Here is a 20,817-nt window from a genome sequence, read left to right as displayed (position 1 = left end):
CTATGCTACACCTGCATACCGCACGTTTAAGCCCGTCCCTTCTGGCGCTGGCGATTGTCAGCACCCTGCCGGGCGCCGCGTTTGCTGCCGCAGATGAAATAACCGTCACCGCCACAGGCAACGCCCGTAGCGCTTTCGAAGCCCCGATGATGGTGAGCGTGGTTGACGCCACCGCCCCGGAAAAACAGACCGCCAGCTCTGCCGCCGACCTGCTGCGCAACGTGCCCGGTCTGACGCTGGACGGCACCGGCCGCACCAACGGTCAGGACGTTAACCTGCGCGGCTATGACCGCCGCGGCGTTCTGGTGCTGGTCGACGGCGTGCGCCAGGGTACCGACACCGGGCACCTCAACAGCACGTTCCTCGATCCGGCGCTGATTAAACGTATTGAAGTGGTGCGTGGTCCGTCTGCGCTGCTCTACGGCAGCGGCGCGCTGGGTGGCGTCATCTCCTATGACACCGTCGACGCCAAAGATCTGCTGGAACCGGGCAAAAACAGCGGTTATCGCGTGTTTGGTACCGGCGCAACGGGGGACCACAGCCTCGGCCTGGGGGCCAGCGCCTATGGCCGTACCGATACCCTGGACGGCCTGGTATCGTGGTCCAGCCGCGACCGCGGAGATATCCGCCAGAGCGACGGTGCGACGGCGCCGAACGACGAATCCATCAATAACATGCTGGCGAAAGGCAGCTGGAAAATCGACCAGGCCCAGACGCTGAGCGGCGCCCTGCGCTATTACAACAACGCCGCGCAGGAGCCGAAAAACCCGCAAACCTCTGATGCCAATAGCAGCAACCCGATGACCGACCGCTCCACCATCCAGCGCGATGCGCAGATTGGCTACCACATTGCGCCGGAAGGATACGACTGGCTGAACGCCGATGCGAAGGTTTACTGGTCCGAAGCGCGCATTAATGCCCAGAACATCGACAGCACCGGCGAGTTCCGCAAGCAGACCACCAAAGGCGGCAAGGTGGAAAACCGAACCCGCCTGTTCAGCGACTCTTTTGCCTCTCACCTGCTGACCTACGGCGGAGAATATTATCGTCAGGAGCAGCGTCCGGGCGGGTCCACGACCGGCTTCCCGGAGGCGAAAATCGACTTCAGCTCCGGCTGGCTGCAGGATGAAATCACCCTGCGCGATCTGCCCGTCACCCTTCTGGGCGGCACGCGGTATGACAACTACCGCGGCAGCAGCAATGGCTACGACGATGTCGATGCCGATAAATGGTCCTCCCGCGCCGGGTTAACCGTCAGCCCCACCGACTGGCTGATGCTGTTCGGATCTTACGCGCAGGCCTTCCGCGCGCCGACCATGGGTGAGATGTATAACGACGCCAAACACTTCTCCATTGGACGCTTCTACACCAACTACTGGGTGCCGAACCCGAACCTGCGCCCGGAAACCAACGAAACGCAGGAGTTTGGTTTTGGCCTGCGCTTTGACGATCTGATGCTTGCCAACGATGCGCTGGAGTTTAAGGCCAGCTATTTCGATACCAAAGCCAAAGACTATATCTCCACAACCGTCGATTTTGCCGCCGCGACCACCATGTCGTACAACGTTCCGAACGCCAAAATCTGGGGCTGGGACGTGATGGCAAAATACTCGGCCGATCTGTTTAGCCTCGACGTGGCCTATAACCGCACGCGCGGGAAAGATACCGATACCGGGGAGTACATCTCCAGCATCAACCCGGACACCGTCACCAGCAAGCTGGACGTTCCGGTGGCGCAAAGCGGTTTCTCCGTGGGCTGGATCGGCACCTTTGCCGATCGCTCAACCCACGTCAGCAGCAGCTACAGCAAGCAACCGGGCTATGCGGTTAACGATTTCTACGTCAGCTATAAGGGCCAGGAGCAGCTCAAGGGCGTCACCACCACGCTGGTGCTCGGCAACGCCTTTGATAAGGAGTACTGGTCTCCACAGGGTATTCCGCAGGACGGTCGTAACGGCAAGATTTTCGTAAGCTATCAGTGGTAATTCCCTTCGGGGCCACTCTTCAGAAGGATAAGACAATGCATCACTACGCACGCTGGCTTGAGCTAAAAGAAGAAAATCCGGGTAAGTATGCGCGAGACATCGCAGGGTTAATGAACATCAGCGAAGCGGAGCTGACCTTTTCCCGCGTGGGCCATGACGCCTGGCGACTGCGCGGCGAAATCCGCGATATTCTGGGCGCGCTGGAAGCCGTGGGTGAAACCAAGTGCATCTGCCGCAACGAGTATGCCGTTCACGAGCAGGTGGGCAGCTTCACCAACCAGCACCTGAACGGCCACGCCGGGCTGGTGCTGAACCCGCGCGCGCTGGATCTGCGCCTGTTCCTCAACCAGTGGGCGAGCGCGTTTCACCTCAGCGAAACCACCGCCCGCGGCGAGCGACAGAGCATTCAGTTCTTCGATCGTCAGGGCGATGCGGTGCTGAAGGTCTACACCACGGACAACACCGACCTCGCCGCCTGGGGCGACGTGCTGACCCGCTTTATCTTTGCCGATAACCCGCCGCTTGAGCTGAGCGCTGGGGGTGTCCCGGCTCACGCCGAAAACGCGGATGCCGCTCTGGTGGACAAGGAGTGGCGCGCCATGACCGACGTGCATCAGTTCTTCAGCCTGCTCAAGCGCCACAATCTCAGCCGTCAGCAGGCGTTTCGCCTGGTGGGCGACGACCTGGCCTGTAAGGTGGAGAACAGCGCGCTGGCACAGCTGCTGGAAGCGGCACGCCGGGACGGCAACGAAATCATGGTCTTCGTCGGCAACCGCGGCTGCGTGCAGATCTTCACCGGCGCGGTGGAAAAAGTCGTGCCGATGAAAGGCTGGCTGAACGTCTTTAACCCTGCCTTTACCCTGCATCTGCTGGAGGAGACGATTGCAGAGAGCTGGGTGACGCGCAAGCCCACGGCTGACGGCCACGTCACCAGCCTGGAGCTGTTTGCCGCCGACGGCACGCAAATCGCCCAGCTTTACGGCCAGCGTACCGAAGGTGAGCCGGAGCAGAGCCAGTGGCGCAGCCAGATTGACGCCCTGACGCCAAAAGGGCTGGCCGCATGAAAACGTGGTTAGCCCTGCTGAGCGCCCTGACTCTGGTGGCGTTTGCCGCCGCGCAGGAGAAAATTGTCGCCCTTGGCGGCGACGTGACGGAGATTGTCTACGCGCTTGGCGCGCAGTCTTCGCTGGTCGCGCGCGACAGCACCAGCCAGTGGCCGCAGGCGGCAAACGATCTGCCTGACGTGGGATATTTACGCCAGCTTAACGCCGAAGGCATTTTGTCCATGCACCCCACGCTGGTGCTGGCCAGCGACCAGGCGCAGCCGTCTCTGGCGTTGAAGCAGGTCGAACAAAGTCACGTCAGGGTAGTAACCGTTCCCGGCCGCAACGACCTGAGCGTCATTGACGAAAAGGTTCGGGTGATTGCCAACGCTACGCACCATGAAGCCGAGGGGGAAGCCCTGCGCCACACGCTGCGTCAGGCGCTGGCGGCCCTGCCCTCCGCGCCCCTCAACAAGCGGGTGCTGTTTATCCTCAACCACGGGGGAATGACCGCAATGGCCGCCGGGCAGCAGACCGGTGCAGACGCCGCCATCCGTGCCGCCGGGCTGCAGAACGCGATGCAGGGATTCACCCGCTATCAGCCGCTGTCTCAGGAAGGGGTCATTGCCAGCCAGCCCGATCTGGTGGTGATTTCGCAGGACGGCGTGAACGCGCTGGGCGGCGAAGAAAACCTGTGGAAGCTGCCCGGTCTGGCGCAAACCCCGGCGGGACGGAACAGGCAGGTGCTGGCGATTGATGATATGGCGCTGCTGGGCTTCAGCGTGCGAACGCCGGATGCCATCCAGCAGCTGCGCGCCAAAGCGGAGCAACTGCCCTGATGTCCCGGCGGATCGCCTTGTCGTTGTGGATGCTGGCCGCGATCCTGAGCATCATGACGCTCACCGCGACCGGTTTTGGGGCACTGCACCTGCCGATCAGCCTGCTGTGGAGCGGCAGCGATGAGGCCATGCGTCAGATCTGGCTTACCATTCGCCTGCCCCGAGTACTGCTGGCGCTGGTGATTGGCGGAGCGCTGGCGCTGGCCGGCTGTGTGATGCAGGGGCTGTTCCGCAACCCGCTGGCGGACCCGGGTCTGCTGGGGATCAGCAGCGGCGCGGCGCTGGCGGTGGCGCTGTGGGTGGTCATTCCCGCCGCGTTACCTGCCCTGCTGATGCTGTATGCCCCGATGCTCGCGGCGTTCCTCGGTGCACTGGCCGCAACCGTTATTATCTTCCTGCTCAGCCAGCAGCGTCACGGCTCCCTGTCCCGCCTGCTGCTGGTGGGGATCGCCATCAACGCCCTGTGCGGCGCGGCCGTCGGGGTGCTCTCATGGCTCAGCAATGATGCCCAGCTTCGCCAGCTTTCCCTCTGGGGAATGGGCAGCCTCGGGCAGGCGCAGTGGTCCACCCTGCTGGCGGTAACGTCGCTGATGGTGCCCGCGGTGCTGATTATCTGGCGGCTGGCCGCCCCGCTCAACCTGCTGCAGCTGGGCGATGAAGAGGCGCACTATCTCGGGGTGGATGTCGCGATGGTACAGCGGATCCTGCTGCTGTGCAGCGCCCTGCTAGTTGCCGCGGCGGTAGCCGTCAGCGGCGTGATCGGCTTTATTGGCCTTGTGGTGCCGCATCTGATGCGCATGTGGCTGGGGGCCGACCACCGGGCCGTCGTACCCGGCTCGGTGCTGGCCGGTGCGCTGCTGCTGCTGGTTGCCGACACGCTGGCGCGCACCCTGGTCTCTCCGGCGGAGATGCCCGTCGGGTTATTGACCAGCCTTCTCGGCGCGCCGTGGTTCCTGTGGCTTATCTTTCGTCGCGGAGGTACGCATGGCTGAACGCTATTGTGCAGAGAAGATTTTCTTTCACGCCGGGCAGCGGACGCTGATCGACGATGTGTCGCTTACCCTCTCTCAGGGTGAGCTGGTCGCCCTGATTGGCCCCAACGGTGCCGGGAAATCGACGTTATTGCGGCTGCTTACCGGCTATCTCAAGCCCGCAAGCGGACGCTGCACTCTGGCCGGAACGCCGCTTGCGGACTGGCCGCCGGATACCCTCGCGCGCTACCGGGCGGTGATGCGCCAGAATACTCAGCCCGGATTCGACTGGCCGGTGGACGCAGTGGTCGGTATGGGACGCGCGCCCTGGACTCGCTCCTCTGAAGCGTCGGTAGTTGAGGAAGTGATGGCGATAACGGGCTGTCTACCGCTGGCGGGCAGACGCTATTCGACGCTCTCCGGCGGCGAGCAGCAGCGGATCCAGCTCGCCCGCGCGCTGGCCCAGCTCTGGTGCGACGGAGCCCCGCGCGGCTGGCTGTTTCTTGATGAGCCCACCTCCGCGCTGGATCTCTACCACCAGCAGCATCTGCTGCGCCTGATGAGATCCCTGACCCGTCGGGGTCATCTCCACGTGTGCGTGGTGCTGCACGATCTCAATCTGGCGGCGCTGTGGGCGGATCGCATTCTGCTGTTGCACAACGGCAGGCTGGTCTCCAGTGGCACACCGGAGGACGTGCTGCAGGCCGGGACGCTGGCGCGCTGGTACGGCGCGCAGGTGCGCGTCGGCAGCCATCCGGATCACCCCGTACCGCAGGTATTTCTCGCCCCGTGAGCGGGCTGGTAAAAATCCTTCAGCGTTTCCAGCAGGGCATGCGCCGCTTTAGAGAGCTGCGTGTGCCCCGGATGGATTGCTCCGATGCACTTTTCAATGGGCGGATTATCCAGCGGTATACAGACCGCGCCCAGCGCCGTCATCTGCGCTTCGCAGAGCGCCGGTACGGCACTGCCGCCCAGCCCGCTGGCGACCATGCGACCTACCGTCACCAGCTGATGACTCTCCAGCGCCACGTCCAGCTTTCTGCCGCTTCGGGCCAGCTCCTCCTCCATCATCAGACGTACCGCCGACGGGCGCTGCAGGGTAATAAAATCCAGCGTCAGTAGCTCTTCCCAGGCCAGCCGCTTTTTGCCCGCCAGCCCGGAGTCCTTCGGCACAATGGCGACAAACCTGTCGAGCCCCAGCGGCGTAAACAGCAGGTTGTGCGTGGGGGCCGGCTCAAAGGCGATCCCCATCTCAACCCGCCCTTCCCGCACCATCTCAATCACCTGCTCGTTAATGACGTCATGCACGGTGACGTTGATCCCGGCGTGGCGATCGCGAAACGCCTTGAGCACCTCCGGTAAAACGTTGGCGGCAAATGAAGGCATCGCCGCGACCGAGATTTTGCCGCGCTGCAGGGTAAAGCACTGGTGCATCGCCTCCTCCACATTATCCCAGTCGGCAAGCAGTTGCCGCGCCATCGGCAGAAACGTCTCCCCTTCCTGCGTAAGGGCAACCTTGCGCGTGCTCCGCTGCAGCAGCGGGCCGCCGAGCGCGTCTTCCAGACTCTTAATCGTCAGGCTCAGGGCCGGCTGGGAGAGATTTAAGCGTTCGCTGGCGTGCGCGAAATTGAGAGTGTGAGCTACCGCTAAAAACGCGCGTAACTGTTTGACACTCATTCTCATTTTTCATCCTGTTAACTAATTGAAAAGAATTAGTTAACAGGAAATTAATAAGAAAACCAAATGAGTGGGTCACAAATTCAAAATTAACAAATGAGTCGCCGCCCCTAATGATACCGGCACGGTTAACGGGAGGGATGACTATGGCAGGACTGGATAAGCGCGTCGGCAGCTATGCGCAGGCGCTGGACGGGCTGACGGACGGAATGACCTTGCTGGCGGGCGGCTTCGGCCTGTGCGGCATTCCGGAGAACCTGATTGCGGAGGTCCGGCGCCGTCAGGTGAGAGATTTGACCGTGGTGTCAAACAACTGCGGCGTGGATGGATTCGGCCTGGGGATACTGCTCGAAACGCGGCAGGTTCGCAAAGTGGTGGCCTCTTACGTCGGCGAAAACGCGCTGTTTGAGCAGCAGGTGCTGAGCGGCGAGCTGGAAATTGAGCTTACGCCGCAGGGCACGCTGGCGGAAAAGGTGCGCGCGGGCGGGGCCGGTATTCCGGCGTTTTATACGGCCACCGGCTACGGCACGCCCGTGGCGACCGGCAAGGACGTGCGCCAGTTCGCGGGGAAGCACTACATCCTCGAGGAGGCGATCGTCGGCGACTTCGCGCTGATCAAGGGCTGGAAAGCGGACTGGTACGGCAACGTCATCTATCGCCATACCGCGCAAAACTTTAATCCGCTGATGGCAACGGCGGGCCGGATCACGGTGGTGGAGGTGGAAGAGATTGTTCCGCCGGGTGAACTGCCCCCGTCGGCCATTCACACCCCGGGAATTTACGTCGACAGGCTGATTGTCGGCCAGTTTGAAAAACGCATTGAGCAGCGCACTCTGCGCGCGCAAGGAGTGTGACGATGTTAACCCGTGAACAGATGGCCATGCGCGTCGCCCGCGAGCTGCGTGACGGTTATTACGTCAACCTGGGGATCGGCATCCCTACCCTGGTGGCGAACTACATTCCGGACGGGATGGACGTGATGCTGCAGTCGGAAAACGGCCTGCTGGGGATGGGGGCTTTTCCCGACGAGCAGACCCTTGATCCTGACATGATCAACGCCGGTAAACAGACCGTGACCGCGCGGACCGGCGCGGCCATTTTCGACTCGGCCCAGTCGTTTGCCATGATCCGCGGCGGCCACGTGGACCTGACCGTGCTGGGCGCATTTGAAGTGGACGTGGAGGGCAACATCGCCTCGTGGATGATCCCCGGGAAGATGGTGAAGGGCATGGGCGGCGCGATGGATCTCGTTGCCGGGGCGCAGAACATCATTGTGGTGATGACCCACGCCTCAAAGAGCGGTGAGTCGAAGCTGCTGCCGCGCTGCACGCTGCCGCTCACGGGCGCGGGCTGTATCCGTCGGGTCCTGACCGATCTCGCGCTGCTGGAAATTCAGGACGGCGCGTTCATCCTGCGGGAATACGCCCCGGGCGTCAGTATTGACGAGATCGTGCGTAAAACGGCAGGGAAAATCATTGTGGCGGACGACGTGCGCGAGATGCGCTTCACCTGAGGGGTCAGCATGAAAAAGGTCATGATTGTCGGGGCAACGCGAACCCCCATTGGCAGTTTTCGCGGATCGCTCTCGTCCCTTTCTGCGGTTGAGCTTGGGGCCGTCACGGTACGGCACCTGCTGGAGAACAGTGGTCTCAGCGCCGAACAGGTAGATGAAATGATTTTCGGCCAGGTGCTGACGGCCGGATGCGGGCAAAACCCCGCCCGCCAGACGGCCATCGGCGCCGGGTTGCCCGTCAGCACGCCGGCGACCACCGTCAACCTGGTGTGCGGCGCGGGCTTAAAAGCGGTCCAGCTCGCCGCCCAGGCGATCCGCTGCGGCGACGCGGAGGTGGTTATCGCCGGCGGTCAGGAGAGCATGAGCAACGCCCCATATCTGCTGGACGGCGCACGTGCCGGGCTACGTTTCGGGCATGCGGGCCTCAAGGACAGCATGATTACCGACGGCCTGTGGGACGCATTCAACGATTACCACATGGGGATCACCGCTGAAAACGTCGCCCGCGAGTATGACATTTCCCGCGAGCAGCAGGACGCCTTCGCCGCCCGCTCGCAGCAAAAAGCGGCGTCCGCCATTGAGTCCGGCCGGCTTGACGCCGAGATAGCGCCGGTGACGGTGAAACAGGGTAAAAAGCCGCCTCTGGTTATTGATCGTGACGAACAGCCCCGACCAGGCACTACTGCAGAGCAGCTTGCGCAGTTGCGCCCCGCCTTTTTGCACGAGGAAGGCACCGTCACGGCGGGGAATGCCTCCACACTCAACGACGGTGCCGCCGCGGTGCTGCTGATGAGCGAGGAAAAGGCGCGGGAGAGCGGATTGCCTGTCCTTGGCCGCATCGTGAGTTACGCCGTGACGGGCGTTGACCCTTCAGTAATGGGCATGGGCCCGGTCAGCGCCTGCCGGACGGCGCTGGCGCGGGCGGGCTGGACGCTCGACGAGGTGGATCTCATTGAAGCCAATGAAGCCTTTGCCGCCCAGGCGCTGGCGGTGGGCCAGCAGCTCGGCTGGGATGAGCGCAAGGTCAACGTTAACGGCGGTGCCATCGCCCTGGGCCATCCGATTGGTGCTTCCGGCTGCCGAATCCTCGTGACCCTGCTGTACGAAATGCAGCGCCGTGACGTCAAAAAAGGGCTCGTCACCCTGTGCGTAGGCGGCGGACAAGGCATTGCCCTGACCGTCGAGCGTTAAACCTCTCGTTGGTACCCGAATAATAAGTAAAGTGAGGAGTCATAATGAGTGTGTTAATAGCCCTGGCGGCGCTGGCACTGCTGATGCTGGCGGCCTACCGCGGATACAGCGTTATTTTGTTTGCGCCGATCGCGGCGCTCGGTGCCGTGCTGCTGACCGATCCGGGTGCCGTCGGCCCGACGTTTACCGGCCTGTTTATGGAAAAGATGGTGGGCTTCGTCAAGCTCTACTTCCCGGTGTTCCTGCTGGGTGCGGTGTTTGGCAAGCTGATTGAGCTTTCCGGCTTCTCACGCTCCATCGTCGCCGCCGCAATCCAGATCCTCGGGCGTCGACACGCCATCCCGGTGATTGTCCTGGTGTGCGCGCTGTTAACCTACGGCGGCGTTTCGCTGTTCGTGGTGGCGTTTGCGGTGTACCCGTTTGCCGCCGAGCTGTTTCGCCAGAGCGGCATCCCTAAGCGGCTGATCCCGGCCACCGTGGCGCTGGGGGCATTCTCGTTTACCATGGACGCCCTGCCCGGCACGCCGCAGATCCAGAATATCATCCCCACCAGCTTCTTCGGCACGAACGCCTGGGCGGCCCCGTGGCTGGGGCTTATCGGCTCTCTGTTTATTATCGTCTTTGGCCTGCTCTGGCTGGAGCGCCAGCGGCGTAAGGCGCTCAGCAACAACGAGGGTTACGGCACGGATCTGAAAAATGAACCCGAGACGCCGGATAACATTAATCTCCCGCATCCGCTGATTGCTATCTCCCCGCTGCTGGTGGTGGGCATACTGAACCTGCTGTTTACCCGCTGGATCCCCGGCTGGTACGGCGTGAGTCACGAGCTTACCCTGCCCGGCCTGGCGAAACCGATTGTGACCGAGGTGGGCAAGATCACCGCCATCTGGGCCGTGGAGGCGGCGCTGATCGCCGGTATCGTGCTGGTGCTGATTTTTGGCTTTCGCAATATCCGGGGGCGTCTGGCTGAAGGCAGCCGAACGGCGGTGAGCGGAGCCATTCTGGCGGCGATGAATACCGCCTCGGAATACGGTTTCGGCGCGGTTATCGCGGCGCTGCCTGGGTTCCTGGTGTTATCCAAAGCGCTGGCGGCCATTCCGAATCCGCTGCTAAATGAGGCCATCAGCGTGACCGTGCTCGCGGGGATCACTGGTTCGGCGTCCGGCGGGATGAGTATTGCCCTTGCCGCCATGTCCGACTCGTTTGTCGCCGCCGCCCATGCGGCCAATATCCCGCTTGAGGTGCTGCACCGCGTGGCCTCGATGGCGAGCGGCGGAATGGATACCCTTCCCCATAACGGCGCGGTGATTACCCTGCTGGCTATCACCGGCCTGAGCCATCGCCAGGCCTACGGCGGCATTTTCGCTATCACCATCATTAAAAGTCTGGCAGTACTTTTTGTCATTGCCGTGTTCTATCTGACCGGCATTGTGTAAGGAGAGAAAAATGAATCTGAACGGTAAAACCGCCCTGGTAACCGGCTCAACCAGCGGCATTGGTCTGGGGATCGCCCGCGTGCTGGCGAAGGCGGGCGCGCAGCTGATCCTCAACGGCTTCGGCGACAGCGCATCGGCACGGGAAGAGATTGCGCAACTGGGCAAAAAGCCGGGCTATCACGATGCGGATCTGCGGGACGTATTGCAGATTGAGGCCATGATGCGCTACGCCGAATCGCAGTTTGGCGGCGTGGACATTCTTGTGAACAACGCCGGGATCCAGCACGTGGCCCCGGTTGACGCCTTCCCGGTAGAGAAATGGAACGACATTATCGCCATTAATCTTTCCGCGGTGTTTCACACCAGCCGGCTGGCGCTGCCGGCCATGCGGGATAAAAACTGGGGGCGCGTCATCAATATCGCCTCCGTTCACGGGCTGGTCGCGTCGAAAGAGAAATCGGCCTACGTTGCGGCCAAGCACGGCGTGGTGGGCTTTACCAAATCCCTGGCGCTGGAAACCGCCCGCACGGGTATTACCGCCAATACTATTTGCCCCGGCTGGGTACTGACCCCGCTGGTGCAGCAGCAAATCGACAAACGTATCGCGGACGGCGTACCGCCGGAGCAGGCTCGCGAACAACTTCTGGCGGAGAAACACCCTTCAGGGGAATTTGTTACCCCGGAACAACTGGGCGAGCTGGCGCTGTTTTTGTGCAGCGACGGCGCCGTGAACGTTCGCGGCGCTGCGTGGAATATGGATGGCGGCTGGGTTGCTCAGTGATGAACAGGCCGGGTAAGGCAACGTCGCCGCCCGGCTAAAATCGCTAGCTTGAGCAGCTGACCTCCAGCCGCTTGCCCCAGTCAGGCGGGCGGCTGACGTAGTCATCATCCCTGTCGGCAAACGGCGTGCGCAACGCCAGATGCAGCCGGTGTAACTCGTCGTAATCACCCTGCTCTGCCTGCTCAATCGCCCGCTGCGCCAGCCAGTTGCGTAATACCATCGCGGGATTCGCTGCGTTCATCTGCGCCTGACGGGTAGCGTCGTCTACCTGCTCCTGCTGCAGCCGCGTGCGGTACTTTGCAAACCAGTCGTCAAACGCCTGACGGTCAATAAACTCGTCGCGCAGCGGCGAGGCGGCGCTGTGCTGCTCCGTCTGGCCCAGCATTCGGAAGGTGCGGGTGTAATCGCTTCCTTCACGCGCCATCAGGGCAAACAGGCCATTGACGATGTCGTTGTCGCCCTTCTCCTGGGTCTTCAGCCCCAGCTTGTTACGCATCAGCGTGCCGTATTCCCGCAGCAAAAGGTCCTGATAGCTGTCGAGCGCATCGTTCAGGGCATCAACGTCGATAAACGGCGATAAGGTTTGTGCAAGCCGCTGGAGGTTCCACAGCCCAACCGCCGGCTGATTGTCAAAGCTGTAACGCCCCTGATAGTCGGAATGGTTGCAGATATACCCCGGCTGATAATCGTCCAGGAAACCAAACGGACCGTAATCAAAGGTCAGGCCGAGAATCGACATATTGTCCGTGTTCATGACCCCGTGAGCAAAGCCCACCGTTTGCCAGCGCGCAATCATCGTGGCGGTACGGGCAACCACGTCCCGGAACCAGAGAACGTATTTATCCTCCTCATTCTGCAGATGCGCCCAGTGGTGGCGAATGGCGAAGTCCGCGAGCTGGCGAACCTTGTCCGGCTCGCGGCGATAGTAAAAGTGCTCAAAATGACCAAAGCGGAGATGGCTTTGCGCTATGCGCATCAGCATCGCCCCCTTTTCCACCGTTTCGCGCGTCACCGGCGTGTCGCTGGTGACGATCGACAGCGCGCGGGTGGTGGGAATCCCCAGCGCATGCATCGCTTCGGATGCCAGACTTTCGCGTATCGTTGACCGCAATACCGCGCGCCCGTCGCCCATTCGTGAGTAAGGGGTAAGACCTGCGCCTTTCAGATGCCAGTCAACCGTCTCCCCGTTGGGAAGCCGTTGTTCGCCGAGCAGGATCCCCCTGCCGTCACCCAGCTGCCCCGCCCAGACGCCAAACTGGTGTCCGCTATAGACCTGAGCCAGAGGCTGCATACCGGGGAGAAGCGTCTCGCCTCCCCAGACGCCAGCACTGTCTGAACGCTGAAACAGATCGGGCGGAATGGCCAGCTCATCGGCCAGCCGATCGTTATGCCAGATAAGACGTGAATTATGTAACGGTGTTGGTTTGAGTGCGGTGTAAAAGCCAGGCAACTCGTCATGCCAGTGAGCAGTAAAAGACAGGGTCATAAGTCCTCCTGCCTTTAGTGTAGAGGGTTTACCCGGACTTAAACACGGGCGAAAGGCAGGGTTATCGCTGCTGAACGAGCGTCGTGACATGCTCCGCCGAGACGGCTGGCCAGAGCGCACCCTGCATGGCACCAAAATTGAAGGACAGAACGCGCTGCAGCAAACCGTGGTCGTCAATCCCGGAGACGATCACCGACTGGCAGTGCGGCGTTATTTGCCAGAGGATCGCGCGCATAAAAGGCTCGAAAGAAAGCTCAGAAGCACGCTGCTGGATGAATCCTTTATCAAGAATAACCCGTTTAAATAATCCATCATAGACGGCCTTGAGCGATGCAGCACCGGCTCCAAAGTTTGCCAGCACCAGGGGAAAATGGATCGCCATTCTTGCCAGCTGCAGATCGTCCTTTCCGTTATTTAAACCTGGATAGTTCTCATTAACAGTAAACTCAAGAAACGGATAACGCTCAAGTATTGAAACAGCATTCCCATTACTTAATAAAAACTCAACAATTGCTGGTGTAATATTGATCCATGCAATTAACTGATGCTGAATAAAAAACAGTTTACAGGTATCAAGCAATTGCAGTTTTTCGTTAAACAGCACTAACTCCTCTGCCGCTGAAAGCCGAGGGATAACGAGCTCAGTGGGGATCCTCACATCGGTGCCGACGCCAGTAAAGTTAACCAGTATTTCTAAACCTTTTAGCTCACCTGCGCTATTACGGGCAGGCAGAAGCATCAGTTCAGACTGGTAAGCATTATCTAGCGTAATAATCATTGCACTCGCCCCGCATTAAAGATGAGAGAGGACATCCTGGAGCAATTGCTGACACAATTCCACTGTCTTGATTTTAATAAGTTTAATTTCATTAGTTCCGTATTAATTTTCAGATTTATCCCTGAATCTAAAATAATCTTATCCTGGTTACTGAATAATAGCCAGTTTTAGATAAAACAGACACATAAGGATGTTGCTAATTTAGGTAAATTTAACTTTAATCAGCTTATTTGAGAAAAACGGCATGGTTTAATAGTTACCATGCCGACATAAGAAACGTGTTCGGGCAGTCTAAATACGTCGCGCCTGCCAGAAATTTTTACGCCAGTACACGTTATCGAGAGAAGAGCGCATCACGCCGCGGCTGGTAGAGGCATGAATAAACTGATTGTCTGTATCATATATCCCAACATGCAGGCCGCTTTCTCCCGATCCGGTTTTGAAAAAGACCAGATCACCGGGAAGGAGATCGTCTTTATCAATTTCAGTGCCTATTTCCGCCTGCTTGCGCGTGTCTCGCGGAAGCTGTAAATCAAACTTGTCACGAAACGTCATCAGGACAAAGCCTGAGCAGTCCACCCCACCGCGGCTCATGCCGCCGTAGCGATAAGGCGTGCCGCGCCAGTTGCTCAGCTGATCGTTAAGGCTGGCAATAACGGTGATAGAATCCGATAGCCGCGGATTAGGCGGCGGTGCACGATGGCTGCTGCATCCCGCAAGAAAGAGTGCCGCCACGAAGAGAAACCAGAATCGCATTTTCAGACGAATCCTCTGCTTTTATTGTTCTTTTGGTAATTTAGCGTGCAATTGTGTTCACAGGCAAGAAACGGTTACTCCTGCCCGGTAGAAATCAGCATCTTATGTCCCTCTATATCCAGCCTGCGGAACGACATGTTGTAGGCGCGGGCAAGATTTGGCGGCGTAAGGACCCGATCCCGCGTACCGCTGGCGATCATCCTGCCGCGCGACAGAAGCCACACGCGATGGGCGTGACGTAACGTATGGTTAAGATCGTGGCTGCTCATCACTACGGCGATACCTTTTCTGCTCAGAGCGCTTAGCAGGTTATCCAGCGCCGCCTGCTGGGCAACATCCAGACCGCTCATCGGTTCATCCAGCAGCAGCATCCTCCCGTGAGGATTGCCCGCGGGATGGATCTGCAGAATGACCGCCGCCAGACGCACCCGCTGCCATTCCCCCCCGGAAAGCTGGCTGGCATGCCGGGACAGTTTATCTTCCAGCCCTAACGCCGCAGCCACTTCCTCCAGCAGTGCCGTATGCTGTTTGTCGTGCAGATGCAGCATCAGATAATGCCAGACCGGCATCGCAAAAGGCGGTACCTGCTGCTGCACCAGGTAGCTGCGCCGGTGGGCCAGCGAGGCGGGTGACCAGTCGACCAAAGCATGTTCCAGCAGCGTAATCTGCCCTGGCCCGGTGGTCAGCCCCGCCATCCGCGCCAGCAGCGTACTTTTACCCGCGCCGTTTGGCCCGACGAGATGCAGGATTTCACCCGAATTGATGTCGCAGGTCACCGGCTCCAGACGCCCCTTCTCGGCGACGTCCGTGAGCTGCATCAGCAGCGACATTATTTCGCCAGCGCCAGCTTAATAGATTCCATGACGATCGGGTCCTCAGGCGTCATATCCGGCGAAAAACGCTGAACGACCTGGCCGTCACGGCCAATCAGGAATTTTTCGAAGTTCCACAGAATATCGTCCGGATAGAGCGGCGCGCGGCCTTTGCTGGCCATGCGCTCGTAAAAACCGCTCTCTTCCGGCGCAACGGCCTTCGGCGCGGCGGCAATCAGCTTCGCATACAGCGGATGGCGGTCTTCACCGTTGACGTCAATTTTGCTGAACATCGGGAACGTCACGCCATAAGTGGTACTGCAGAAGGTTTTGATCTCTTCTTCGCTGCCCGGCTCCTGGCCCAGGAACTGGTTGCACGGGAAGCCCAGCACGGTAAAACCGTCTTTCTCCCAGGCCTTCTGAATATTCTCCAGCTGCTCGTACTGCGGCGTCAGGCCGCATTTCGATGCCACGTTGACGATGAGCAACACCTTGCCTTTGTAGCTTTCCAGCGTGGTGTTATCCCCATCAATGGTGGTCACTTCGGTATTCAGGATATCTGACTGCATAGCATTTCCTCAGGTTGTCGATTTAACGTCCAGCTTTTAATAGTAGCCAGATAAAGACTGGCGCGCCCAGCGTTGCGGTCACCACGCCAACAGGCAATTCTGCGGCCGTCAGGGCGAGACGGGCGATGATGTCGGCCACCAGCAGCGTGGCGGCCCCGGCAACCGCCGAGGCCGGAAGCAAGGTTCGATGATCCGTGAAGCCGCAAAGACGCAGCATGTGCGGAATGACCAGCCCGATAAAGCCAATCGCCCCCGCCAGGGCCACGCTCACGCCTACCAGCCAGCCAATGGCAATGACCAGTACGTTACGCCAGAAACCAATCGGCATGCCGAGCTGGCGGGCAGAGATTTCCCCCAGCGCGAGCCGATTCAGCGGCTGGGCCTGCAGCGCAGCCCACGCGATGACCGGCACCAGCAGCGCCATTAGCCAGCCCTGGTGCCAGTCGACGCCGCCAAAGCCGCCCATCATCCAGTACATGAGCTGACGCAGGTCAAAGGAGGTCGAGAAGTAGACCGCCCAGGTCATCAGCGCGCTACAGATGATCCCCAGCGCGACGCCGGCAAGCAGCAGCCGGCTGGTCGACAGGTGCCGTCTGGCAAAGCGAAGAAGAATGACTGTGATTAGCAGTGCGCCGAGAATGGCGCTCAGGCTAATGCTCCAGCCGGAGAGTTCTCCCCCGCCCAGCATCACCGCCGCAATCAGCCCGACGCCTGCACCGTTCGACACCCCCAGCAGGCCGGGCTCCGCCAGTGGGTTTTCGAACAGCGCCTGCATAATGGTGCCAGACAGCGCCAGCGCGGCGCCGACCAGGATCACCGCGACGGTGCGCGGCAGGCGAATTTGCCAGACGAAGAGCTGCCCGTCAGGCCCCAGCCAGCTTTCAGGCCCGATCCAGCTATCGCCTGCGCAGAGGCTAATACCCGCGGCAAGAATAAGCAGCAGCGCCAGCAGAAGCAGGCGACGCCGATCGGAACGGTGCTGGCGATGAGCATAATCAAGCATGTGTACGGTTTGTTAGCGAGTGATGTAATTGATTTTACGGCGTGTTTGCCGGAGAGCGCAAAGAAAAAAGGCCGCGTGGGCGGCCTTTTTGGTTAGTTCATATTACTCTGCTTTAGGCGTTGCGTTTTCGACGCGGCTCTTTAACTTCTGGCCGGGTCTGAAGGTCACCACGCGGCGGGCTGTAATGGGAATATCTTCCCCCGTCTTCGGGTTACGGCCCGGACGTTGGTTTTTGTCTCGCAAATCAAAATTGCCAAAACCGGAGAGTTTTACCTGCTCACCATTTTCCAGAGCACGACGGATCTCTTCGAAAAACAGCTCTACCAGCTCTTTGGCATCCCGTTTGCTAAGCCCAAGCTTATCAAACAGATATTCTGACATTTCAGCTTTTGTAAGCGCCATAGGTTCAATCCCTCAATGATGCCTGGAATCGCTCTTTTAATGCCTCTACACATTTGGCGACGGTAGCGGCAATCTCCTCTTCTTCGAGTGTACGGCTGGTATCCTGAAGGATAAGGCTGATAGCGAGGCTCTTGAAACCTTCTGCTACGCCCTTGCCGCGGTACACGTCAAATAAGTTTACGCCAACTACCTGATTTACGCCAACTTTCTTACATTCGGCCAAAATATCTGCTGCGGGCACGTTTTCAGCGACCACAACCGCGATATCACGGCGGTTCGCCGGGAAGCGGGAGACGTCCTGCGCCTGAGGAATGACGCGGTCTGCAACCGGGCTCCACTCCAGCTCGAACACGATGGTACGGCCGTTCAGGTCCAGCTTACGCTCCAGCTCCGGGTGGACAACGCCAATGAAACCAACGCGTTTGCCGTCTAAATAAATCGCCGCGCTCTGGCCCGGATGGAGCGCAGGAATCGCTTCCGCGCGGAATTCAATTTCAGATAATTTACCGGTCAGATCCAGAATCGCTTCCAGATCGCCCTTCATATCGTAGAAATCAACCGTGCCTTTTGCCAGGTCCCAGTGCTCTTCGTAGCGGTTACCGCTGATGGCACCAGCCAGCATGAGATCCTGACGGATGCCTAAATTTGCCTGATTATCCGGCACAAAGCGCAAACCGCTTTCGAAAATGCGCACGCGGTTTTGCTGGCGGTTCTGGTTGTAAACGATAGTCCCCAGCAGGCCCGTCCACAGGGACAGACGCATCGCGGACATTTCGCTGGAGATTGGGCTTGGCAGGATCAGCGCTTCCTGACCCGGGTGGATCAGCTGCTGCAGCTTAGGATCAACGAAGCTGTAGGTGATCACTTCCTGGTAGCCTTTGTCGTTCAGCATGGTTTTCACACGCTTCAGGGACAGGTCGGCTTCACGGTGGGCGCCCATCACCAGACCCGCCTGCACAGGCTCGTCAGGGATGTTGTTGTAGCCGTAAACACGGGCCACTTCTTCCACCAGATCTTCTTCAATTTCCATGTCGAAACGCCATGACGGCGCAACGGCCTTCCACTCGTCCTGACCTTCGGTCACTTCGCAGCCCAGGCGCGTCAGGATGTCGGTCACCTGCGCGTCGGCAACGTGGTGACCAATCAGGCGATCCAGCTTGCTGCGGCGCAGGGTAATGGTCGCACGCTTCGGCAGGGTCGCTTCGTTGGTGACGTCAATAACCGGGCCCGCTTCGCCGCCGCAGATGTCGATTAGCAGGCGGGTTGCACGCTCCATCGCTTTGTACTGCAGCGCCGGGTCAACGCCGCGCTCGTAGCGGTGAGACGCGTCGGTGTGCAGGCCGTGACGGCGCGCGCGGCCGGTGATGGAGAGCGGGCTGAAGAACGCGCATTCCAGCAGGACGTTTTGCGTTTCGTCGTTGACGCCAGAATGTTCGCCACCAAAAATACCGCCCATCGCCAGCGCTTTGCTGTGGTCAGCAATCACCAGGGTGTCGGCGTTCAGTTTGGCTTCTGTGCCGTCCAGCAGCACCAGGGTTTCCCCCTCTTTCGCCATGCGCACAACGATGCCGCCGTCGATACGATCTTTATCGAACGCGTGCATCGGCTGGCCCAGCTCCAGCAGAACGTAGTTAGTCACGTCAACCACGGCGTCGATTGAGCGGATACCGCAGCGGCGCAGCTTCTCTTTCATCCAAAGCGGGGTTGGCGCTTTAACGTTAATGCCTTTTACCACGCGACCGAGGTAGCGCGGGCAGGCATCAGCAGCGTCAACCTGAATCGGCAGCACGTCACTGATGGTCGCTTCAACCGGCACAATCTCCGGCGCGTTGAGTTCGGTCTGGTTCAGTACGGCCACGTCGCGCGCCACGCCGATAATACCTAAGCAGTCGGCACGGTTTGGCGTGACGCTGATTTCGATAGTATTGTCATCAAGCTTCAGGTATTCACGGATATCGGTGCCAACTGGCGCATCCAGCGGCAGCTCAATGATGCCGTTGTGGTCGTCGGAAATACCCAGCTCAGAGAAGGAGCACAGCATGCCTTCAGACGGCTCACCGCGCAGCTTGGCCGCTTTGATTTTGAAATCACCCGGCAGCACGGCACCGACGGTCGCCACGGCCACCTTCAGGCCCTGGCGGCAGTTTGGCGCACCGCAGACGATGTCCAGCAGACGGTCGCCGCCTACGTTCACTTTTGTCACGCGCAGTTTGTCAGCGTTAGGGTGCTGGCCGCACTCGACCACTTCACCCACCACGACGCCGTTGAAGGCACCGGAAACCGGCTCAACGCCGTCAACTTCCAGGCCCGCCATGGTGATCTGGTTGGAAAGCGCTTCGCTGTCCAGCGTGGTGTTAACCCATTCGCGTAACCACAGTTCACTGAATTTCATTGTTCTGTCCTGCCCTTATTTAAACTGTTTGAGGAAACGCAGATCGTTTTCGAAGAATGCACGTAAGTCGGTCACGCCGTAGCGCAGCATGGTCAAACGCTCCATGCCCATGCCGAAGGCAAAGCCGGAATAAACTTCCGGATCAATGCCCACGTTGCGCAGCACGTTTGGATGCACCATGCCGCAGCCCAGCACTTCCAGCCATTTGCCGTTTTTACCCATCACGTCAACTTCCGCAGACGGTTCGGTGAACGGGAAGTAGGACGGACGGAAACGAACCTGCAAATCTTCCTCAAAGAAGTTGTTCAGGAAATCGTGCAGCGTGCCCTTAAGGTTGGTGAAGCTGATGTTTTTATCAACAATCAGACCTTCCATCTGGTGGAACATTGGAGTGTGGGTCTGATCGTAGTCGTTACGATACACGCGGCCCGGCGCGATGATGCGGATTGGTGGTTCCTGATCCTTCATGGTACGGATCTGAACGCCAGAGGTCTGGGTACGCAGCAGACGCGTCGCGTCAAACCAGAAAGTGTCGTGGTCAGCGCGTGCCGGATGATGGCCAGGAATGTTCAGGGCGTCGAAGTTATGGTAATCATCTTCGATTTCCGGGCCAGTCGCCACGGTAAAGCCGAGCTCACCGAAGAAACTTTCAATACGATCGATAGTACGGGTAACCGGATGCAGACCACCGTTTTCAATACGGCGACCCGGCAGCGAAACGTCGATGGTTTCTGCCGTAAGACGCGCGTTTAGTACCGCGCTCTCCAGCTCGGCCTTACGTGCGTTCAGCGCCTGCTGAACCTGCTCTTTGGCTTCGTTAATCACCGCACCCGCTGCCGGGCGTTCTTCTGGCGGCAGTTCACGCAGGGTTGTCATTTGAAGGGTCAGGTGCCCTTTCTTTCCAAGATATTCGACGCGGACATTGTCTAACGCGGCAACATCTGAGGCCTGATTAATGGCGGCTGTTGCACTGGCAACCAGCTCTGCGAGATGTGACATGATTTTCCTCATTATGTCGGTGCAGACACCGATTTGGTGGAGTTATTCTCTCAAATTCAGGCACAAAAAAAGCCTCCATCGGGAGGCTTATCTGGCGCTGTTTTTCGTTTCATCTTTCACGCGCTAGCCTCCTGGAGTCAGGTGCTAAAGTAAAAGAAGAAGCGGAAAATAGCAGCATTCATGC

21 protein-coding genes and 1 other annotated feature (1 of these 22 cut by a window edge) are annotated in these 20,817 nt (G+C 59.5%); of the genes, 10 read left to right on the top strand and 11 right to left on the bottom strand.

Features of this window, described 5'->3' with window-relative positions:
- The first annotated feature begins 2 nt into the window (after nt 1-2).
- From AC2FAJ_RS01275 to AC2FAJ_RS01255, 5 genes are read left to right on the top strand one after another with little or no spacing between them, the layout of a single operon-like run.
- Nucleotides 3-1,985: a TonB-dependent hemoglobin/transferrin/lactoferrin family receptor gene (locus AC2FAJ_RS01275; protein WP_485453716.1), complete on the top strand. Its 1,983-nt coding sequence runs from the start codon at nt 3-5 to the stop codon at nt 1,983-1,985.
- A 35-nt stretch (nt 1,986-2,020) separates the two neighbouring features.
- Nucleotides 2,021-3,049, top strand: coding sequence for a hemin-degrading factor (locus AC2FAJ_RS01270; protein WP_485453715.1), 1,029 nt, complete (start codon nt 2,021-2,023; stop codon nt 3,047-3,049).
- Complete coding sequence (locus AC2FAJ_RS01265; RefSeq protein WP_485453714.1) at nt 3,046-3,867, top strand: heme/hemin ABC transporter substrate-binding protein; 822 nt, start codon at nt 3,046-3,048, stop codon at nt 3,865-3,867. The genes AC2FAJ_RS01270 and AC2FAJ_RS01265 overlap by 4 nt, the downstream gene beginning before the upstream one ends.
- A complete protein-coding gene (locus tag AC2FAJ_RS01260; RefSeq protein ID WP_060572877.1) occupies nt 3,867-4,859 on the top strand; it encodes a FecCD family ABC transporter permease in 993 nt (330 codons plus the stop codon). Before AC2FAJ_RS01265 ends, AC2FAJ_RS01260 begins: the two co-directional genes overlap by 1 nt.
- Complete coding sequence (locus AC2FAJ_RS01255; protein WP_485453713.1) at nt 4,852-5,631, top strand: heme ABC transporter ATP-binding protein; 780 nt, start codon at nt 4,852-4,854, stop codon at nt 5,629-5,631. The genes AC2FAJ_RS01260 and AC2FAJ_RS01255 overlap by 8 nt, the downstream gene beginning before the upstream one ends.
- On the opposite strand, the gene AC2FAJ_RS01250 is transcribed toward AC2FAJ_RS01255, so the two are convergent.
- Entirely contained in the window at nt 5,598-6,521 is a 924-nt protein-coding gene (locus AC2FAJ_RS01250) for a LysR family transcriptional regulator (protein ID WP_485453712.1), read from the bottom strand. The genes AC2FAJ_RS01255 and AC2FAJ_RS01250 overlap by 34 nt on opposite strands.
- Before the next feature lie 140 nt (nt 6,522-6,661).
- Between AC2FAJ_RS01250 and AC2FAJ_RS01245 the strand changes: the two genes are divergently transcribed.
- The 5 genes from AC2FAJ_RS01245 to AC2FAJ_RS01225 are packed head-to-tail and all read left to right on the top strand — an operon-like array spanning nt 6,662 to nt 11,436.
- A complete protein-coding gene (locus AC2FAJ_RS01245; protein WP_028012827.1) occupies nt 6,662-7,369 on the top strand; it encodes a CoA transferase subunit A in 708 nt (235 codons plus the stop codon).
- A gap of 2 nt (nt 7,370-7,371) precedes the next feature.
- Nucleotides 7,372-8,028 (top strand): CoA transferase subunit B, encoded by a 657-nt coding sequence (locus tag AC2FAJ_RS01240; RefSeq protein WP_041910432.1) that lies wholly within the window; start codon nt 7,372-7,374, stop codon nt 8,026-8,028.
- 9 nt (nt 8,029-8,037) lie between these two features.
- Entirely contained in the window at nt 8,038-9,219 is a 1,182-nt protein-coding gene (locus tag AC2FAJ_RS01235; RefSeq protein WP_045630145.1) for an acetyl-CoA C-acetyltransferase, read from the top strand.
- 41 nt (nt 9,220-9,260) lie between these two features.
- Nucleotides 9,261-10,655 carry a GntP family permease gene (locus AC2FAJ_RS01230; protein WP_202815537.1) on the top strand — a complete coding sequence of 465 codons (1,395 nt, stop codon included), beginning with the start codon at nt 9,261-9,263 and terminating at the stop codon, nt 10,653-10,655.
- A 10-nt stretch (nt 10,656-10,665) separates the two neighbouring features.
- Nucleotides 10,666-11,436 carry a 3-hydroxybutyrate dehydrogenase gene (locus AC2FAJ_RS01225; RefSeq protein WP_485453711.1) on the top strand — a complete coding sequence of 257 codons (771 nt, stop codon included), beginning with the start codon at nt 10,666-10,668 and terminating at the stop codon, nt 11,434-11,436.
- Between the two features lie 43 nt (nt 11,437-11,479).
- Here AC2FAJ_RS01225 and selO read toward each other — a convergent pair whose 3' ends face one another.
- From selO to pheM, 10 genes are all read right to left on the bottom strand, one after another.
- Nucleotides 11,480-12,922, bottom strand: a complete 1,443-nt coding sequence (selO, locus tag AC2FAJ_RS01220) for a protein adenylyltransferase SelO (RefSeq protein ID WP_485453710.1) — start codon at nt 12,920-12,922, stop codon at nt 11,480-11,482.
- A 61-nt stretch (nt 12,923-12,983) separates the two neighbouring features.
- Nucleotides 12,984-13,700, bottom strand: coding sequence for an EAL domain-containing protein (locus AC2FAJ_RS01215; protein WP_041910441.1), 717 nt, complete (start codon nt 13,698-13,700; stop codon nt 12,984-12,986).
- A gap of 291 nt (nt 13,701-13,991) precedes the next feature.
- Nucleotides 13,992-14,456: a C40 family peptidase gene (locus AC2FAJ_RS01210; RefSeq protein WP_028012820.1), complete on the bottom strand. Its 465-nt coding sequence runs from the start codon at nt 14,454-14,456 to the stop codon at nt 13,992-13,994.
- A 74-nt stretch (nt 14,457-14,530) separates the two neighbouring features.
- On the bottom strand, nt 14,531-15,286 hold the full coding sequence (gene btuD, locus AC2FAJ_RS01205; protein WP_047365453.1) for a vitamin B12 ABC transporter ATP-binding protein BtuD: 756 nt from the start codon (nt 15,284-15,286) through the stop codon (nt 14,531-14,533).
- Nucleotides 15,286-15,837: a glutathione peroxidase gene (locus AC2FAJ_RS01200; protein ID WP_028012818.1), complete on the bottom strand. Its 552-nt coding sequence runs from the start codon at nt 15,835-15,837 to the stop codon at nt 15,286-15,288. Before AC2FAJ_RS01200 ends, btuD begins: the two co-directional genes overlap by 1 nt.
- A 22-nt stretch (nt 15,838-15,859) precedes the next feature.
- Nucleotides 15,860-16,840 (bottom strand): vitamin B12 ABC transporter permease BtuC, encoded by a 981-nt coding sequence (gene btuC, locus AC2FAJ_RS01195; protein WP_048956211.1) that lies wholly within the window; start codon nt 16,838-16,840, stop codon nt 15,860-15,862.
- Between the two features lie 102 nt (nt 16,841-16,942).
- A complete protein-coding gene (ihfA, locus tag AC2FAJ_RS01190; protein WP_003857805.1) occupies nt 16,943-17,242 on the bottom strand; it encodes an integration host factor subunit alpha in 300 nt (99 codons plus the stop codon).
- Between the two features lie 4 nt (nt 17,243-17,246).
- The gene (gene pheT / locus AC2FAJ_RS01185) at nt 17,247-19,634 is read right to left on the bottom strand and encodes a phenylalanine--tRNA ligase subunit beta (protein WP_028012816.1); all 2,388 of its coding nucleotides are present in this window, start codon (nt 19,632-19,634) and stop codon (nt 17,247-17,249) included.
- Between the two features lie 15 nt (nt 19,635-19,649).
- A complete protein-coding gene (gene pheS, locus AC2FAJ_RS01180; protein ID WP_485453709.1) occupies nt 19,650-20,633 on the bottom strand; it encodes a phenylalanine--tRNA ligase subunit alpha in 984 nt (327 codons plus the stop codon).
- 62 nt (nt 20,634-20,695) lie between these two features.
- Nucleotides 20,696-20,817, bottom strand: a sequence feature (Phe leader region) (it continues 3 nt past the right edge of the window).
- Nucleotides 20,771-20,815 (bottom strand): pheST operon leader peptide PheM, encoded by a 45-nt coding sequence (gene pheM / locus AC2FAJ_RS01175; protein ID WP_001386830.1) that lies wholly within the window; start codon nt 20,813-20,815, stop codon nt 20,771-20,773. It overlaps the preceding feature by 45 nt.

This window comes from Enterobacter cloacae complex sp. 385G4 (assembly GCF_057320665.1).
This window is presented reverse-complemented; position numbering and strand designations above follow the sequence as displayed.

Excerpts from the sequence above, each read along its gene's own strand:
- AC2FAJ_RS01270 (WP_485453715.1), top strand. The coding sequence starts at position 2,021 with ATGCATCACTACGCACGCTGGCTTGAGCTAAAAGAAGAAAATCCGGGT.
- AC2FAJ_RS01200 (WP_028012818.1), bottom strand. The coding sequence starts at position 15,837 with ATGCAGTCAGATATCCTGAATACCGAAGTGACCACCATTGATGGGGAT.
- AC2FAJ_RS01275 (WP_485453716.1), top strand. The coding sequence starts at position 3 with ATGCTACACCTGCATACCGCACGTTTAAGCCCGTCCCTTCTGGCGCTG.
- AC2FAJ_RS01235 (WP_045630145.1), top strand. The coding sequence starts at position 8,038 with ATGAAAAAGGTCATGATTGTCGGGGCAACGCGAACCCCCATTGGCAGT.
- btuC (WP_048956211.1), bottom strand. The coding sequence starts at position 16,840 with ATGCTTGATTATGCTCATCGCCAGCACCGTTCCGATCGGCGTCGCCTG.
- AC2FAJ_RS01265 (WP_485453714.1), top strand. The coding sequence starts at position 3,046 with ATGAAAACGTGGTTAGCCCTGCTGAGCGCCCTGACTCTGGTGGCGTTT.
- btuD (WP_047365453.1), bottom strand. The coding sequence starts at position 15,286 with ATGTCGCTGCTGATGCAGCTCACGGACGTCGCCGAGAAGGGGCGTCTG.
- AC2FAJ_RS01240 (WP_041910432.1), top strand. The coding sequence starts at position 7,372 with ATGTTAACCCGTGAACAGATGGCCATGCGCGTCGCCCGCGAGCTGCGT.
- AC2FAJ_RS01225 (WP_485453711.1), top strand. The coding sequence starts at position 10,666 with ATGAATCTGAACGGTAAAACCGCCCTGGTAACCGGCTCAACCAGCGGC.
- AC2FAJ_RS01250 (WP_485453712.1), bottom strand. The coding sequence starts at position 6,521 with ATGAGAATGAGTGTCAAACAGTTACGCGCGTTTTTAGCGGTAGCTCAC.
- selO (WP_485453710.1), bottom strand. The coding sequence starts at position 12,922 with ATGACCCTGTCTTTTACTGCTCACTGGCATGACGAGTTGCCTGGCTTT.
- pheT (WP_028012816.1), bottom strand. The coding sequence starts at position 19,634 with ATGAAATTCAGTGAACTGTGGTTACGCGAATGGGTTAACACCACGCTG.
- ihfA (WP_003857805.1), bottom strand. The coding sequence starts at position 17,242 with ATGGCGCTTACAAAAGCTGAAATGTCAGAATATCTGTTTGATAAGCTT.
- pheS (WP_485453709.1), bottom strand. The coding sequence starts at position 20,633 with ATGTCACATCTCGCAGAGCTGGTTGCCAGTGCAACAGCCGCCATTAAT.
- AC2FAJ_RS01260 (WP_060572877.1), top strand. The coding sequence starts at position 3,867 with ATGTCCCGGCGGATCGCCTTGTCGTTGTGGATGCTGGCCGCGATCCTG.
- AC2FAJ_RS01210 (WP_028012820.1), bottom strand. The coding sequence starts at position 14,456 with ATGCGATTCTGGTTTCTCTTCGTGGCGGCACTCTTTCTTGCGGGATGC.
- AC2FAJ_RS01255 (WP_485453713.1), top strand. The coding sequence starts at position 4,852 with ATGGCTGAACGCTATTGTGCAGAGAAGATTTTCTTTCACGCCGGGCAG.
- AC2FAJ_RS01215 (WP_041910441.1), bottom strand. The coding sequence starts at position 13,700 with ATGATTATTACGCTAGATAATGCTTACCAGTCTGAACTGATGCTTCTG.
- AC2FAJ_RS01245 (WP_028012827.1), top strand. The coding sequence starts at position 6,662 with ATGGCAGGACTGGATAAGCGCGTCGGCAGCTATGCGCAGGCGCTGGAC.